This window comes from Herbaspirillum sp. WGmk3 (assembly GCF_023952535.1).
Lineage (GTDB): Bacteria > Pseudomonadota > Gammaproteobacteria > Burkholderiales > Burkholderiaceae_D > Herbaspirillum > Herbaspirillum huttiense.
On sequence record NZ_JAKYWT010000001.1, the window covers coordinates 253481 to 271246 of the forward strand.

A 17766-nucleotide genomic window follows, 5' to 3' on the forward strand; every position below is an offset into this window, starting at 1 on the left:
TATTTGGTATGGATGGTCTTCAGTCCGGAGTCATGGCATGGCGTCGTCAACCCGGCAGTACGGTGCCGGGATTGACCGTCACCTGGAACACGTTGTAATGCAGCCGGTTGGCATCGGCTGCGGGGGAGTTGTCGGCCTTGGCATAAGGGCCCCTCGGATCGGTTGTCCAGACGAAGTGGGAATTGATCCCATCGATGCCGCCAGGCGTGGAGGTCCAGAAGTCATTGGCCAGCACATCCGTCGCGCTGCTAGTGCCGTTGGCCCCCTTGGCACCGGTGGCGGTGCCAAGGACGGGGTTCGTTGCCCAAGCGGCGCTGTCCTTGTCCAGCAGCCTGGCGCTGCCCTGCCCGCCGCCCGTGAGCAAGGTCAGACTGGATTGCCCGTTCAGGTTGCTGATGTAGGTAGTGGCATCCGCGCGATCGATCGTGCCGTTGCCGTCCACGTCCAGCATGTAGAGATTGCTGCCGGAGGCGACCTGGAGCAGCTTTGCGGCCGGGGCCGGGTCGGCGAAACCGGTGAAGGTGATCGGGCCCTGCACCGCAAAACTGGCTGGCAGCGCGGCAGCGACCGGTGTGCTGCCCGCGACGGACTCAGCATTGCCGACCCCGTCGGTGAAGTGCGCCACCGCCCGGATGTCCTTGCCGGCCAGGTCCGAGGTCACGACCAGCTTTGATGAATCGCCGCCCTGGAAGTGGGCGCTGCTGATGTCCGTCACGGCATTGGTCGTCTTGTCGGTGGCCGTCCAGGTGAAGGTATAAGTAACCCCCTGTGGAACGACATCCTGATCCTGGATATTGCTCGGCGCGGCCATCACGACCGTGCCGACCGTGCCGCTGCCGGACAGCGTCACATCGCCCGTGGCCGGATGATTGCCGGGATTGGGAACAATCACGAGTGCGTTGCTGTGTACGGCCTCCTGATGGCCATCGTTGTCCATGTAGCTGACATCCACGGTGACCTGCTTGCCGTAGTCGGCCTGCGTGATTTGATATTCATTGTAGTTTTCCTGAGGACGCAGTTCCCCGTCCACGCGCCAGGTATATATGACATTGTTCAGGTCGACACCATTCTGGTCCTCGACGCTTGCATGAACCCAATTTCCCACCTGCAGTGCAGCCCCCTCAGCAACGGGGTGATGGGGGTTATCCGGGTTCGTGGAATCATAGGCAGCGATCGTCACGCTACCGGGCCGCTGGTCGGGTCGAATCTTGAAGACCGGGGTCTCGATGGTGGCAGTCTTGCCCGCAAGGTCTGTGTAGGTGGCGAGCAAGGTAACCCGGCTATCCTTCGCAATGCTCGGGAGGACCTCAAAGTTCAGGGCATGGAGGTTATCGAAACCAACCGGCACATGAGTCTGCCTGTCACCCCAAGCGTAGTTTTGCGGCCTGGTCGTATCAATGCCGTCAGCGTCGGACACCAGGACTTCGACCTTATCGTTCCAGTGCAGGATCCGGTCAGCGGGATCAGCCATCTCAGCTGCAGAAAGCCACCGGCCATTGATCTTGACTGCAAACGTTCCCGGACTGTTCTGCGCAAGCACGGCGCTGGTCGGAGCCGAACTGACGTTCTCGCTCACGCCAGCGCTATCGGTGTAGTGAACATCGGCCGTGATCGTCTTGCCGCGGTCAGCCTGCTTGACCACATACGTTGAGGCAGTCTCGCCGGCCACTACCGTGCCATCCACGCGCCAGACATAGGACACGCTGGGAGCGACTACCGTATCAGGATCAGTCACGCTGGCAGTCAGCGTATCGCCGACCTGCGGCACACCGCCGCCAGCCGAGCCGCCGGAGAGGGCGACGGTGCCGGGCGTGTTGGTCGTGACGTGGAACACGTCGCTACCCGCGCCCTGATTGCCTGCAAGATCGGTATAGGAGCCGCCCTTGACTTGAATGCTGGGCGCCACATTGCCTGCGGCAGACGGCGTGAACGTCGCCGTCCACTTGAGGCCGGACCCGGCAGGCGCAGTCAATCCGCTCAGCGCGCCGCCTTTGACGATGACGTCATCCGCAGTGAAGTCCGTGACCGCCTCGCTGAAGTTGAATTCAACATCGACCGGCTGCCCCGGATGGGCCGCTGTAATTCCCGGTTTGAGTGCCACCGCGACCGTCGGTGCAACGTGATCCCAGGTCGCCACCAGCGCACCGCCCGACTGGCTCTTCACCTCCACCGGGGCGCTGGTCTTGCCCGCATAGCGCTGGAGGGCCTTGAAGTTTTCATAGCGGCCGTTCAAGCCGGAGGTATCGATCTCCACTGTCTTGCTGGCGGTCAGTATGCCGCTACCGATCGTCACGCCAGACGTCGTGCTTCCATTCAGAGCAATCAGGTCGGCCGTGATGGTCAGCAGCGCACCCTGCTGACCGTCGCCAACGCTCAGCTGCAAGGTCTTGGCCGAAGTCGGATCGGATGGGATGGCCTGGGTCGCCTTGACGTCCGTCAGCGCCTTCAACGGTGCATTGTTGATGACTCTCAGGTTGCCGACGGCAGCGGCCGAGGCCGCGCCATAGCTACCCGCCTCGCTTTGCAGGACCAGCTTGATGTCGGTGTAGAGGCCATTGGCCAGTCCGTTTTCTGGCGCGACGTCGACGAAATGGCCGTTATTCTTCACATCCCCCACCGTCGTCACCCGATAGCTGGAGACCGCAGTGGCGGAGCCGATCTGCTTGCGGCCCAGTACGATGTCGCCTGCATCGAAGGCGTTGTTACCGTTCACATCGCGGAAAAGCACGGCGATTTCACGATCCTGCCCATTGAGGAAATTGAAACGGGGCGTCTGGATGCTGGTGCTGTAATCGCGCGCAGTCTGACTGCCTGGGGTCTTGGCTCCGTCGGCTTGGGTGAGATAGCGGCCCAGTTCATTTTCGGCCAGCGTGTCCTGGATGTAATCGAACACCAGACTGGCCGCCACGCCAGTGGGTGCGACCGTGGAAATAGTCATCTCGCCGGACTTCGAGGTATTGCCCAGCAACAGCCCTTCGCTGGGGTTGCCGGTGGGACTGAACTGGCTCGCGCTCACGGCCGTGTAGGTGCCATCGGCCAATGCCGTCCCGCTCAGCGTCACCTTCTGGCTGGTGGCCGTGGCAGTGAACGTCAGCAGCGTGCGCACACTGCCGTTCCAGGTCGCGCTGATCGTGACGAGGGCCCCTGTTTGCAGCCCTTCCAGACGGAAGCTGGGCAACGTCACGTTGGTCAGGCCATCCTTGTCGGAGAACCCGGCATCGCTGGCCGCGTCCAGCTGGAACAGAGTCAGCTTGGAAGGACGAGTGGCATCAACGGCGATGGGGTTGACCGCACCGAGGTTGGCGCTTCCAGCAGGCACGCCCAGGCTCAGGGCATTGCCGGCGAGGTCCTTGGCAGTGCTGGTGAAGCTGCTGATTTTCAGGTTGGAGGTGTTCTGCGCCTCCTGAACGGTGTACTGCCCCACAAATTGCGTCGGGTCACTTTGATCCAGCGTCAGCGTGGCCTCGCCGCCATTGTTCAGGCTGACTTTCATGGTGGCCCCCGGACGCAGTGCTTCGGAGACCTTGGCCTTGAGCATCAGCGAACTACCGATGATCAGCGTGCTGTCGGTGGCTGCGCTGAAGCCGGTGATGGTCGGCGCAGCATTGTCCACCTTCACGGCCGGATTGGGCGGGACCGCGGTGTAAGCCAGGTTGGCAGCATTGCCGGCCAGATCGGTGATGACGGCGTTGTGCAATTCGAGGCCGCCAGCTGCGACGGCTACGCCGGCCGGGGCGGCATCAGCAGGGCTCAGGGTGTAGCTGAACTTGACGGCATTGCCACTCTGGCTGTCGTAGGTCGCATCGTACGTAGCGGCCCCAACCTGCAGTTTCAAGGTGGGACTGCCGGCGCTGGTATCGACCTGAATGCTCTCATTGAACGTCACCGTGGCCGTGAGCTTGTCACCTGCCCGATAGAGGCCGCCGGTACCGCCGGCATCGGCGGCAGCGCTGACCACCACGCTGCTCACCACCGGCGCGTTGGTATCCACCTTGATGCTCGCATTGGGCGCGCTACCGCTGTAAGCCAGCACGGCATTGTTGCCGGAAACGTCCGTAATGGCCGCGCCCGCCAGCTTGAGGGCATTGGCGGGAATGACGACGCCGGACGGTTCGTTGTCGCCGGCCGTCACCGTATAGGTAAAGTAAAGCAGCTTCTTGTCATCTGCCGCCGTGCGATCCCTCAAGGTCGCCGTGCGCTCCTGACCGCCGATGCTCAACGAGAGGGTCGGCTTTCCACCGGCAATACTGATCTCGACCTCTTCGCTGAAGCGTACCGCCGCCGTCAGCACGGCCCCCGTCTTGTAGAGGCCATTCGCAGTGGCCACCGCAGGTTCGATACTCGCGGCTTCAATGCCCGGTGCCACGTTGTCGATCTTGACATTCGCGTCACCAGGCTTGGCAGCCTGCGTCAGGGTGGCCGCGTTACCGGCCACATCGGTGATGCTGCTGCCAACGGGCAGCTTGATGCCGTCGGCCGGCAAGGCCACGCCCGTGGCCGTGTTGTCGCCAGCAGCCACGACGTAGGTGAAGATGACGCTGCGCTTGTCTTCGCTCTGGCCGCTGAAGCTGGCCTGGCGCGGGGTCGCTCCCCCCAGGTCCAGGTCCAGCGTGGGCGTGCCGGTGACCACCACGGCCTCGCTGAATGCGACCGTGACGGTCAGCGTGTCGCCCGCGTGGTAGTAGCCCGCCTTGACCGGATTGTTTGTCTTGACCGTGGCGCTGAGGGCGCTGCTGGTGATGGTCGGGGCAATGATGTCGACGATCTGCGTCGCGATGCTGCTCTGGTTCTGGGTTCGGTTGCCGACCGCGTCGCTGGCCACAGCGAAGCCCGGCGAAAAGACTTGAACGTAATTCAATGAGACTGGCGTGTCCGACCTGGTGCTTGAGGCTGGCAGTTGCGGATCGACGGTCACCTTGTAACGCTTGGTGGACGCATCCAGCGCAGTCACAGAAGTCACTCTGCCGTTCGTGGCAGTGAAGTTTTCTTTAAGCAGTACCCCGCCCTTGGCGGCATCCAGAGCTTCATTGAACTCGACGATGAAGTTGATCGGCCCGTTCTTCACCGGGCCGCTGGCCTCGGGACGCGCCGAGATGACCGGAGCCCGGGTATCGATGGCCTGGGTGGCCAGCGTATTGCCTGCGGCGACCGGGTTGCCGGCGATATCAGCCAAGGGCATAGCTGCGCCCGGCTTGATGCTCAGGCTGACCACACCGGCGTCAACACCGGGCGCTGGAGTAACCTTGACCGTGAAGCTATTGGTGCCGGGGATTGGAACCACGTCAGTGATCGATCCATTGGTCACCGTGAAATCATCTTTGTTCGGCGCGGCCCTGAGCGCCTCATCGAAGCTGACCTTGAAATCGAACGGCTGATTGGTGACGCTGGTCAGGCTGCTGCTGACCGCCGAAGCGACCGGTGCCCGGACGTCCAGCACGAACGTCTGGGCGACACTCTGCGCGCTGATGTTGCCGGCGGCATCCGTGGCGGTGGCAGTGACCTGGAACACGCTGCCCGTGATGCTGGCCAATTCGGCGGCAGTAGGCGTAATGATCTGGTCAGCGCCGGTCGCGATCACGGTCTTGGTATAACCGCTGCCGGTGAGATTGTTGATGTTCTTGACCTTGATGCTGATCGTGCTGCCGGCTTCAGCCTTCACGGTAAAGCCGCGGTTGGTAGCGGCGTCCAGACTGAACGTCGGCTGGCCATCCGTCATCGGCAGACCTGCCGGCAATACCACCGTCGGTGCCGGGGGCGCAATGGTGTCGATCTTGAGCGATTGTCCATCCACGGCAATGAACTTGCCGATCACCGTGCTGCCGGCCACATCTTCCAGCACCTGATCGGCGTTGAGCAGTGCGGCAGCGGTGAATACGCTGTTGAGCGCGCCTTTGTCGATGTCCTGTGCCACCGTGTACTTGAATTTCAGGATGGAGCTACCCAAGCCGCCAACGTACAGCGCTTTGGCGATCTCATCGGGCGTCGGCGGCGGCGCACCGTCTGCTTTTGCAGGAACCAGCTGCACGGCCAGTTGCGAGCTAACCTTCCCCTGCTTGAGGAACACGTCGCGACCAAAGTCGACCGAGACCTCGATGACGTCACCGACCTTGTAAAAACCCTTGGAGACTGCGGGCGCGGTACTGCTGATGTTGAGCTTGAGCGGGGTGTTGCCGTCAATCGGCTTCAGATAGGTAACCTGCAGGCTCTTGTCGCCGACGCTCTTGTTGCCGGCCTGATCGATCAGGCCGGCATAGAGGGTGTTGTCACCAGGGTCCAGGGGGGAGCTCAACGTGATCCGGGCACCATTTTCCCCAGCAATGTTAGAAAGCGCCTCGACCTGGCCCCTGCCAAGCAGTTTCTCGTGCGCGGCATCTGACCAGAGCGAAATGACCGAACCAATCGTTCCTCCCTTCACGATCACGACCGGCTGGGAGAGCGCGGTGATGTTATCGGTAGTAGTGCTGCCCGTATCGCGGCCCGTATCGCTGCCTGTGTCCAGTTGCACGTTGTCCGGTGCACGAGGTGCCTGCACATCCAGCACGAATTTGGCCTTGTCGCTATTGCCGGAGAACGTCAGGTCCTGCTGCTGGCTTTTATTGCCGGCCTTGTCGAGTACATAGGCACTCAGTTTCAGCGGTACGCCGTCCCCGAAGTTGGCCTTTTGCGCAAACCTGTTGAGACTCGCCACGACTTCGGCTTTATAGCTGGACTCGGTGAACGTTGCCTCCCCCTTTTCATCAAGCCTTTCTTCCGCAAGAATCGCTTCGGCAAAGTTTTCGCCGGGACCGCCCGTACCTGTGAACGAGACCATCAACCTCACAATGGCGCCCTTGTCATTGACCTTGTCAAAAGACTGCCCCGTGACGACCGAGAATTTCTGCGTAATTTTGCTGGTCCAGACGGAAAAGCCGTCGTCAGGATTACTGCTGACAATGGCATTGAGCTTTTCCGGCACCGGCACGCCCCCACCTGATGCGTCCAGCGCCGGACGGAAGCCGTTGACAAACACGGGATGCTCGACCATCTCCAGCTTGGGATCGGCCGGCGGTTTGGTATCCACCTTGTAGGTGGTGGCCAATTGTGTGTCCACGCCAATGGCTTTGGCGATGTCGTTGCCGGGGAACGCATGGCCGTCCCGGTCGCTCCAGTTTCCGGCACCGTCCGGCGTGAACAGCAGATTGCCACCGTCGGTATAGACGTAGCTGTCAGCGTGAAACTTCAGTGCATTCGCCGGAATTCTGATATCGCCATCAAGGCCTTTGGTGGACGCATCTCCTGCCGCCCCCAGCCTGAGTATGAAGTGCAGTACATCACCACCGTTGGTGTTGTCCGAAGTCTCACAATCAGCATCGAAATTGCTGCCCGCCAGTGTGACTGTCAGCTTGGGAGCATTACCGCTCCAGGAGATCTTGTAGGGCAAGGCCAGTGCAATGCGCAGCGTGCTGGCTCCCGAATCGGCCATGCCGTTGAAGGTGCCGCCGGGCGGCGCCGATTCCAGTGCGATCTGCGCCATGTTCAGGCTGATTTTGGCCCCGGCGGCGACATAGCCCAGTGCGCTGCCAGTCGCACGCAGCTGGAAGGTGGCGTCGACATTCGGGACCGGGTCGTAGTAGCTGTCCTGCTCGCCGTCACGGCGGGTGACCGGCAGCAGGAAGATGGTCGCATCGGACGAGGAAGGCTTGGCTGGCCGGATTCCTCTATTGCCTGCTCTGGCCGGATCGTCGATATGCGTGGGCACGGTCAGTTTGAAGAAGCCGCCGCCCTTGTTGCTGGCGTCATTGATGCTGTTGCGGACGGCATCGACATCCTTCTGGGTCAGGACATAGTCATAAGTGAAGATTTTTGCATTTTCGACGGGCTTGCCATCTGCGCCCAGGCGGATGAATTCGATACGCAGGCTATCTCCCGCCTTGACCGAATCGGCGGTATTGACCCTCAGCGTCAATCCGTCAGAAAAACTGACGGCGCTGATGCTGGCCGCCACCCCTGGCGCGGGAGTTTTACCCGCGACCGGCTTTTCTATCCCCGTATCGATATTGATGTAGGGCACCTGAGCGCCGTTGGCACCCGCACCATCTGCACTGGCGGCGTTGTAGAGCCGGAGGGCAGCTTCATCCAGGCCGACCGGCATCAGGGTCTGGCCGTCCGCACCACGGACCGTGGCCGAACGGATCTTTTCCAGATTCAATACCCACTTGCCCGCTTGCTCTTCAAAGGCACTGGCCAAGAGCTTGAGCGCAGCCCCCAGCGCATCCTCGCTGGCCACGCCGGCGTCGCGCTGCGCCTGCGCCATACCCGCCAGCAAGCCCAGGGCCAGACCGTAGTTCTGGCTGTCCGGCGTGAGGATAGGATTGCCGCCGCCACCCAGGAAGGTCGGCAACAGATGCGCCAGGTCGCCCGCATTGATGCCGAAGGCCTTGGCCACGGCAGCATGGATGGCGTCGATGTTGGCGGCCGACAGATCCTGGCCGATGCGTCCCGCGGCCAGCGTGGTCAGCGGGTTCACGGTGAGCTGCTGGTCTGAGGTGAGATTGCCGATGATGGCCACCATGTCAGTGGAGCCCAGAGTCATCGGGCCGGCGACCTCATCACGCTGGTCAGCACTGCTGCCGGTATCGCGGATCACCACCCGCACAATGTCCTGCGCCGTGACCTGGCTCTTCTCGACCTTGATGCTCATGCGGCCATTGCGATCCACGGTGGTCGCGCTTCCGATGTCCTGCCACTCCCCGCCCATCCACTTCTGGGCAATGGCGCGCACCGAGGCTCCGGCGATGAAGATGCCGGCGGCCGGGGTCACGGTCAGTGTCCAGGTGTTGCTGGGGACGGCCGGCGTACTGCCGGCATCCGGCTGGGCATTGGTATTGCCGCTGCTACCGCCGCCACCACCGCCAGCGGCGGCCAGGCCCAGCAGTGCCAGCGCGCCACCGCCGATGGCCAGCGGCAGCTTCCAGTCCTTGCCGAACCAGCTCTCCATCCAGTCGGCACCGGATTTTTCGCGCGCGCCGGGCAAGGGGGCGGCCTGGCGCAACAGTTCCTCGCCCACACTGACGGGAGCATCGGCGCTGGTCTGACCGGCACCGGTCTTGCTGCCGGATGAAGCGCTGCTGGCCTGCGCCAGCAGCAGGCGCTCATCGTCCTGTCGGGCGTTGCCGGAAAGTTCCTCCGTCCTCTCCTCCTCTTCTTCGTCTGTCTCGCCACGGCGTACCGACATGGCTGCGTCGGCGCTTTCCTGCGCGCGCGCGGCGGCCTCGGCTTCCGTCAGCAGGTCCATGTCGGCTTGCGGCTCGTCTGGTACTGCATCCGTATGCTCCTTGCCGAGCTGGGCCGCCTTGGTGGATTTTCCGGACTTGCTGGCTGCTGCCACGGTGGTGCGCCGGGCCGACGGCATGATCAACGGGAGCGGGGCAGTGCGCAATTGCTTGTTGCTGATCGGGTTGATTCCAGCCTTGTTTTGATCATTGGACATACGAAGCGCTCTTTCTCTGGTCTATGGAGTGAGTAATGAATGAAATAAGTGACGAAACCGCTGCACCAGACAGGCAAAGGCCAACATCACGTTGGCCTTGCCGGGACAGCAGGTCAGGAATGGCTTTCCGGATCGGCACCTGAGGGTGGCAAGCGGTCCTGCTGGTCTTGCTGGTCTTGCTGGTCTTGCTGTTCTTGATGTTCTTCCGAGAGCCGCAGGGCCGGACTGCCGGTCGCCGAGAGTGTGGCTTGCGCCCTCGCGGCGGCATTCATGTCGACCTTGTCGATGCGGGCGATGATCTCGATCAGGTGCGGCTGCAGTTGCTGGCCTTGCTGCAGCAGTTGCGCACCGACGGTCTCGACGGCCACCTGCGTACTGCGCGAGCTGGTCTGCATGCTGCTGAGGGCCTGCCCTTGTTCGCGCTGTTCTCGCAGATTCGATTCGATCAGTTCGCTGAGCTGGCGCAGGTCTTGTCCCACGGCGGAGCGCAGGGTGTCCGCATGCTCGCGCATGGCCTGGCGCGCCAGTTCGGCCTCCTGGGTGGCGGCGGCGATCAGGTCGCTCAGCTTGCGCGAGACGCTGCGCTGGTCGTCGCTGGCTTCGGTCTGCCCCATGGCGATGCCGGCCAGGTGCACTTCCATGGCCCGTACGCTGGTCAGCAGGCCCTGATGCGCTTGCTGGGTGTCTTCGAACTTGTGGACCAGCGCACCGAGACGCTGCTCCATGGTGGCGGCAATCTGCTCCAATTGCGGGCGATCCTGGGCCTGGGCGGCGGTGCGCTTTTCCAGTCCTTCCAGGCACTTCACCAGGGGTTCGCTGGCCTGGCGCATGCGGGACGAGGCCAGCAGGACGGCTTCGGTCTGCTGGTGCATCTCGTTGCGGATGCTGCGGATTTCCTGCAGCTGGGCTTGGGCCACGGAGAAATCGTTGCGCATCTGCTGTTCGTCCGGCTCACCGTTGGCGGGCACGCAAACGGCATCGGCCACGCTCATGTACGCCGCTTCGGCCCGGTTGCACAGCACGCGCTGCAACTTGCGGGTGGCCAGCAGCTGCACGTTGTTGACGATGGATCCGCCCAGGCCCAGCAGCGAGGCGACGAAGGCGTCACCCATGCCGGCCAGCGGCGCGCTCATCTTCTGGAAGAACTGCGCCATCATGTCGCTGCCGCCCGAACCGGCCACGCCGAACAGGCCGATCAGCGCTGCCACCTCCTTCAGGGTCACGATCAGGCCGAGAAAGGTGCCGAACAGGCCCAGGCCGATCAGGGTGTTGGCGATGTACTGGGTCAGCGTGGTACGGCGCTGGATTTCCAGCGCGAAGCTGTCAGCCTGGTGCTGCAGGCGGGCCGGATCATGGATCGGGGCCGTGCCATCCTTGCTTAGCAGGTTCTGGAACAAGGTCCGCACTTCCAGGCCGGCGGGCACACCGGCCAGCGTATCGTTCAGGTTGGCCAGCTTGACACGGCGGTCCTGGGTCTCGGAGGACTTGAACCGGCCGGCCAGCAGACCGAGGTACTTGCCTTCGCCCAGCAGACGCCAGGTTTGCCACAGGGTGAGCAGCTGGCCGATGATGGTCACGACCACCAGCAAGATGACGAAGTAGGGATTGGCCACGTGCTCCATCAGCTCTTTCACGCGTCCGTAAAGCAGGCCGTTGACCAGCATGTACATGGCAAATACGGCCAGCGTACCGATCATCGGCAGAAGATAAGCCGGATCGGGAGCAGATTGCTTGGGTAGTGAGACAGGTTTCATGGAATTTTCCTTGTAGTGGTAGTAGTGGGCAATCGATGGGGCTTACCGCTCCCCCATCGATTCCTGAAGAGTCTTGGCGATAGGCTTGACCAAGAAGGACAGGACGGTACGGGTATTGGCCTTGATCTCGACGGTGGCGGTCATGCCGGGCTTGACATGGATGGCATTGGCCTTCTGGCCCTTGAAGACGGCCTCCTCCAGGGCGATGTGGACGCGGTAATAGGGCACGGCTCCCTGGCGCGTTTCGTCCAGCAAGGTATCGGGACTGACGTAGACGACCTGGCCCTTGAGGGTGCCGTAGATGGAATAGTCATAGGCATCAAGCTTGACGTTGGCCTCCTGGCCGGCTTTGACGTAGGCGGAGTCGGTGGTCGATACCTTCACCTCGACAATCAGGTTGTCCACCGGCAGGATTTCCATCACCACGTCACCCGGGCGCACCACGCCGCCAATGGTGGTGAGCTTGATGTTCTTGACCACGCCGTCAGCCGGTGCCCGCAACTCGGTGTGTTCCAGCACCTGGCTGCGGTCTTCCAGCTGTTCACGCTGGGTGTTGAGGTCTTCCTGCACCTTGGTCATGTCGACCAGGGCCTCCTGGAAATACTTGTTGCGCTTGTTGTTGATCTGGGCGCGGATGTCGGCCACGTTGCGCTGCAGCCGCAGGACGTCGGCGCGGCCGACGTCGCCGGTCTGCTCCAGGTTGCGGTTCATCTGCAGTTCCTGCGAGGCCAGGCCGAGCATGTCATGCAGGGCCTGCAGATCCTGGTCGATCAGGGCCTTGCGCTTAATGTAGAGGTCCTTCTGATTGGCGATGTATTCCTTGTACTCCAGCAAGTCCGGTTCGAACACCAGCGGCTGGCCGTACACCTCGGCACGCAGGCGCGCCAGGCTGATGCGCAGCGCTGCGACCTTGGCGCGGCTGTCGTTGAGGGAGGTCTGGATACGGTCCTGCTCCAGCACCATCAGCAATTGCCCCTGCTTGACGGCCTCACCCTCCTTCACCAGGATCTGCTTGACGGGTCCGCCATCAGGGGCCTGCACCGACTGCGTACGGGAGACCGCAATCACCTGCCCTTGCGCGCGGGTGACCTGATCGATGTGGCTCAGGCCGGCCCAGACCAGCAGCAGCACGACACTGAGCATGGACAGGCGCAACATCCAGCGCGCCGAGACCAGGGAGTGATGGGGATCGGGTTTATTCATTTTCAAGCTCATGGTCATGGCGAACCTCAGGCGACGACGGCATTCCCCGCACTGGCGGTATCACCGCGCAGTCGGGCCAGGACGGCATCGCGCGGGCCGTCGAGCACGATCCGGTTGCCCACCACCACGATCACGCGTTCGACCATGGGCAGGAAGGCAGGCTTGTGGGTAACCACCACCAGAGTGCGGCCACCGCTGATTTCTTCATTGAGCACGCCCAGGCAGTGACGCTCCAGGTCTTCATCCATGGAGGCCGTGGGTTCGTCGAGCAGGAAGATGTCAGGCCGGCACAGCAGCAGCCGGGTGAAGGCCACCAGCTGGCGCTGGCCCCCGGACAGGCCGCGCCCGCCCTCCTGGATCGGCAGGTCCAGTCCCTTGGGATGGGCTGAGACCAGGCGCAGCAGGCCGGTGCGCTCCATCACCTGGCGCAGCACTTCGTCGCCGGGATCGGGCAGGCCGATCAGCAGGTTCTCGCGCAGGGTGCCGACGAAGAGACGGTGGTCTTGCTGGAGATAGCCGATGTGCTGATTCAGCGTCAGGCGGTTGATGTTGGCCATGTCCAGGCCATCGATCAGGATGCGGCCCTGCTGGGGCCGGTACAGCCCGGACAGCAGGCGCACGATGGTGGACTTGCCGGCACCGATCGGTCCCAGGATGGCGACGCGCTCCCCGGCACGGATACTCAGCTGGTCAATGCTCATGGCATTGAGCAGGCTGCCGGCATAGGTGAATTTCACTTCTTCCACACGGAACTCGCCGCGCAGGGTGTCCGGGGTCAGCTGGCGCTCGTTGCCCTGATCAGTCTGCAGGGCATAGATTTTTTCCAGTCCGGCCAGAGTGGCCTTGGTATGCGCACGCTGCACCATCAGGCCGGGAATCATGGCCACCGGGGCCAGAATGCGGCCACCCAGGATGGAGCAGGCGATCAACGCACCCATGGTGATCTGGCCGTTGATGACCAGGAAGGAGCCGACGATGACGGTGGTCGAGTAGCTCAGTTGCTGCAGCATGGCAGCGATATAGCCGGCATGGTCGCCGATGGCGCGCATGGCCATGTCGCTGCGGATGGACTCGGCGCTGACGTCGATCCAGCGCGAGAGGAATTTCCAGCCGCCGGAACCGGACTTGATGGTCTCCACCCCCTCCACCGTCTCCACCAGTAAGCCGGTCTTGAGGTTGGAGGCCGCCGCGCTCTTGTCGGCCAGCCGTACCACCTTGCGATTGGAGAGGTAGCCGATGCCGATGGCCGCCAGCCCGAACACGGTCGGCACCAGCGCCATCCAGGGACTGGCGATGAAGGCGATCACCAGCACGAACAGCAGGCCCAGCGGCAGGTCGACCAGGGTGAACAGCGTCTGCGAGGTATAGAAGGAGCGAATTTGTTCATATCCGCGCAGTTGCCCGGCCAGGCTGCCGACGGAACCTGGCAACTGGTCCACCCGGACCGACAGCAAGCGTTCGAAGAGCGCCTGCGAGAGCTTGGCATCGAGGCCGGAGACCACGCTGTCCATGATGTGAGAACGCGCGAACTTCATGCCCAGCTCGAAGACGATGGCCAGCGAGACGCCGATGGCCAGCACGATCAGCGTAGCCACGCCGTGGGTAGGAATGACCCGGTCATAGACCTGCATCGAGAAGACCGAGGCCCCCAGCGCAATGACGCTCATCACCACCGAGGCAATGACCACTTCCAGGATGATGGGACGGTATTCGCCAAGCGCTTCCTTGAAGACGCGTTCAAAACCGTGCTGGTCCGGCTTGTTGCCGAGCGGCGCGAAATCGAGCTTGTAGGCACCTTCGCTCAGATCACTGTCGCTGACCAAAGCATGGCCTTCTTCACTGATGAAAATCCAGCGGCCATCGGGACGCTGGTCGGCGATGACACCCCAGCCGCGCTCGCGCACTACGCCCAGCATGGGAAGCTGTGCGCGGTCCGGCTTGGCCAGATGCTGCGACTTGGGCAGGCTCAGGGCAGCGCAGAGGCTGTTGATGTCGATGGCCGCTGCGCCGCTTTTCACCATCGATTGGGTGATGGCGGCATTGAGCCGGACGCTGTCGATCACCACACCGTGGCGTCGCGCTGCCGTCATCACGGCCCATGACAAGGAAGACGCCAGTTCACTCATGACAGGCCTCCCGGGAAACCAGCAAGGCAGCTGGATACAGGCCCGTGCAGCCTGCGCCGGACATCTTGCTGGCCGCAGCGCGGCGCACCGCACCGGCAACGGGGGGCGAACTGGGACAGGAATGAATATTCTTTCTCATGGCGATTCGTTTGGTTTGATATCAGTCGCGACGATCGGCCTTCCTTCAGGGGAAGGACTGTCGACGGCGCCTATTCGGACGATGCGGACGATGCGGACGTACTCGGCTTGATCGACAGTGAGAGCGAAAAACGGGAGAGAACCCCTCGGACGATGTGTCGCGCGATGCCAGAAATGAGCGGGATGCGTCATCGTTGCTGCTTTGCCATCTCAGCAACAGCGGGCAAAACCGAGGGAGATCTCGTCCGGAATCAGGCGCTGCGGCAGATCGTCAATGGGGCTAATGATCTGTGAAAATATATAAAGATTTAATTGTCCTTTAGTTCATTTCAGACATATTTGTAGTCTCGAAAAAACTAAGTAAATGACGATTTCAGTCGATCAGAGAACAAACCTCACTCTGGAACGATGGACGCCCTTCCTGTCGACGAGTGAAGGGAAAATCCAGGACCACTTTCGCGACGATCAAAGAAATACGGAAGATCTTTGAAAGCCTCTTCATATCTGGATACACAAAAGCGAACTCCCCTCGAATCATGTTGAACCCGAGGGGAGCTTGGTGCCATTCGCCACCTGATCACCGACAATCAGTCAGCACTGGTGACAGCGTCTCCGCCAGACCATTAACATCGACGCCGTACTAACTTTATCTAACATTTTTCGCTTAACAAATTGTCTGATGGTGCAGACGGAATGAACTATCGATGGCACCGTCGAGTGAACGACATCAACAGCAACGGAGAGGAAAGATCAGACAGGAAAGGACGCCTGTGCGCACAGCCCGCGCAAGCTCAGTGCGAGGACTGCAGATCCGGCGCCACCACGGCCTCTGCGGAGCCGCCAGCCGCGAGAGAAGACAACGGCGATTCCGGGGCGTGCAACGACAGAGCCGACAGTGGCGAACCCGCCGGGCCCGCTGCCCGATCGCAATAGCGCGCAAATTCAGCGGCCAGCATCGGCCGTGCGTAATGCCAGCCCTGGGCATAGTCAACGCAGGCCTGCTCCAGATAGCGCGCCTGCACCGGCGTTTCCACGCCTTCCGCGACGATCTTCAGCTTGAGCTTGCGGGCCAGGTCGATGATGCAGGCCAGCACCGGATGCTCGTGATCCGTGCCGATGCCGATGACGAAGGAACGATCCAGTTTGAGCACATCACATGGAAGTTCGTGCAGATAGCGCAGGCAGGAATAGCCGGTCCCGAAATCATCCAGCGCAATGAGATGCCCCCGCTCCCGCGCCCGCGACAGCGTCTCGCGGCTCGGCAGGGTTTCCATGCTGCTGCTCTCGGTGATTTCCAGCCAGAGTTGGGCCGGCACGATACCGGTGCCGTCCAGCGCGGCATCCAGCACCTCCAGGATGCGGCCGCTGTTGACATCCTGGGCCGGGATATTGACGGCCGCATGCAAGCAGCGATGAGCGCGCAGCGTGGGGGCCAGGTCGCTGACGGTCTGTTGCAGTACCCGGTCGGTGATGGCATTGAGGTAGCCATGCCGCTGCGCCGCGGCCAGGAAACGGTCTGGCGGCAGCAGTGCCCCGTCTTCGCGCTGCCAGCGCACCAGGACTTCTGCGCCCGCACAGCGGCCGTCGGCCAGTACCACGATGGGCTGATAGACGACTCTGAATTCCTCGCGCTCGATGGCGCGCTTGAACTGCGCTTTGGTGATCATGGTCCCCCCGGCCGCAGTTCCCCTTGCGGTCCCCGTGCGCACCGCAGCGGATGCGCACGGGATTGATGGTCAGCGTACCTGGTCCAGGCCATACGCCCACAATTGCAGCTTGCGGCCATCCGCGATGATCATGGCCGTGACGTCGGCCTTCTGCAGATCGGTCTGCACCACTTCGCGGGCGGCATTCATCACGTCCAGCCAGGAGCGCCGGCCCGACAGATATTGGCGGGTATAGGAAGCCAGCACCTCCTCGGACGATACGGCGACGTCTTCCAGATTGCGTGCACGCGCCTCGGCTTGCTGATACTCGGTGTAGGTGGCGGCCATCTGCGAGATCAGTTCCAGCCGTGCCGCATCCACGGCCAGCAGCGCTGACTGATAGCGGCCCTGCGCGGCCGCCACTTCCGAACCCAGCGACAGGCCGGCCCCCAGCTGCATCTGCATGCCGATGAAAGCACGGTTGGCATTGGGGGTGTGAGGCACGCTGAAGTTGCCGCGCTGGTGCTCCAGGCGGGCATAGACTTCAGGCCAGTAGGAGGCACTGCGGATCTGGATGGCCGACTCCTGGACCTTGGCATCAGCGCGCAGGCGCTTGAGCAGCGGGCTGCTCTCCAGCATGCTCTCGGTCAGTGCGGGCAGATCCTCGCTGACGGACATCTTCGCCACATCGGCACGCAGTTCTTCATCGCTCAGCGGCAGGCCGACCAGTTGTTCCAGTTGCAGCCGCGCCGACTGGCGGCTGGCCTTGGCTCCCAGCAGGTCGGTCAGCGCCTGGTCGCGACGGCCGCGCACCAGCGTCACGTCGACGCGCGCAGCGGCTCCTTCCTTCTCGCGGCGCTGGCTTTGTGCGAGGAAATCTTCCAGCGCTTTCAGATTCTTCTGATTGGCCTCGGTGGCCAGATCCGAACGCACCCACAGGCTGTATTGCGAAATGACCTGCTCGGCCAGGCGGAAGCGCTGTTCACGCAGGGCTTCGCCAGCAGATTCATGATTGTGCCCGGCCTGTTCCAGCTGGGCCGTCAGGCGGCCGCCGGACCACAGGGTCTGCTGCAGGCGCAGGGTCACCACGGTATCGTCGCCGTTGTAGGAAATGTCGCGCGAACTGGTCACGCCGGCGCGTTCGACCGACATGGACGGTGTCGGAAAGAATTGCCACTTGGCCGACGAGATACCTTCGGCAGCGGCGTCGACGGCACGTTGCCGAGCGACCGCAGCGGGATTGTTGAAAGCGGCTTGCTTGACCAGATCGCCCAGGCTGACAGCGCCCGCCGGCAGGCTCAACAAGCCCAGTGACATCGCCATCACGGCAGCCAGCCGGTTGGGCCAGCGCGGGCGCGGCAAGGTGGAGGAAGACTGCGGGCCGCACGCGCCGCCAAGGGGGAGGATGTCGTTCATCTGCGCTCATTTCA

General features: G+C 62.5%; 6 protein-coding genes. All 6 read right to left on the reverse strand.

Annotated elements, in window-relative coordinates; genetic code table 11:
- Positions 1–46: 46 nt before the first annotated feature.
- On the reverse strand, positions 47–9367 hold the full coding sequence (locus tag MKD49_RS00960; protein WP_252695188.1) for an Ig-like domain-containing protein: 9321 nt from the start codon (positions 9365–9367) through the stop codon (positions 47–49).
- A 215-nt stretch (positions 9368–9582) separates the two neighbouring features.
- The gene (locus MKD49_RS00965) at positions 9583–11223 is read right to left on the reverse strand and encodes a centriolin protein (RefSeq protein WP_252695189.1); all 1641 of its coding nucleotides are present in this window, start codon (positions 11221–11223) and stop codon (positions 9583–9585) included.
- A gap of 42 nt (positions 11224–11265) precedes the next feature.
- Complete coding sequence (locus MKD49_RS00970; protein WP_209583806.1) at positions 11266–12426, reverse strand: HlyD family efflux transporter periplasmic adaptor subunit; 1161 nt, start codon at positions 12424–12426, stop codon at positions 11266–11268.
- 26 nt (positions 12427–12452) lie between these two features.
- Entirely contained in the window at positions 12453–14552 is a 2100-nt protein-coding gene (locus MKD49_RS00975; RefSeq protein WP_252695190.1) for an ATP-binding cassette domain-containing protein, read from the reverse strand.
- 929 nt (positions 14553–15481) lie between these two features.
- A complete protein-coding gene (locus tag MKD49_RS00980; protein WP_252695191.1) occupies positions 15482–16357 on the reverse strand; it encodes an EAL domain-containing protein in 876 nt (291 codons plus the stop codon).
- A gap of 69 nt (positions 16358–16426) precedes the next feature.
- On the reverse strand, positions 16427–17752 hold the full coding sequence (locus MKD49_RS00985; RefSeq protein ID WP_199725073.1) for a TolC family protein: 1326 nt from the start codon (positions 17750–17752) through the stop codon (positions 16427–16429).
- Positions 17753–17766: the final 14 nt, after the last annotated feature.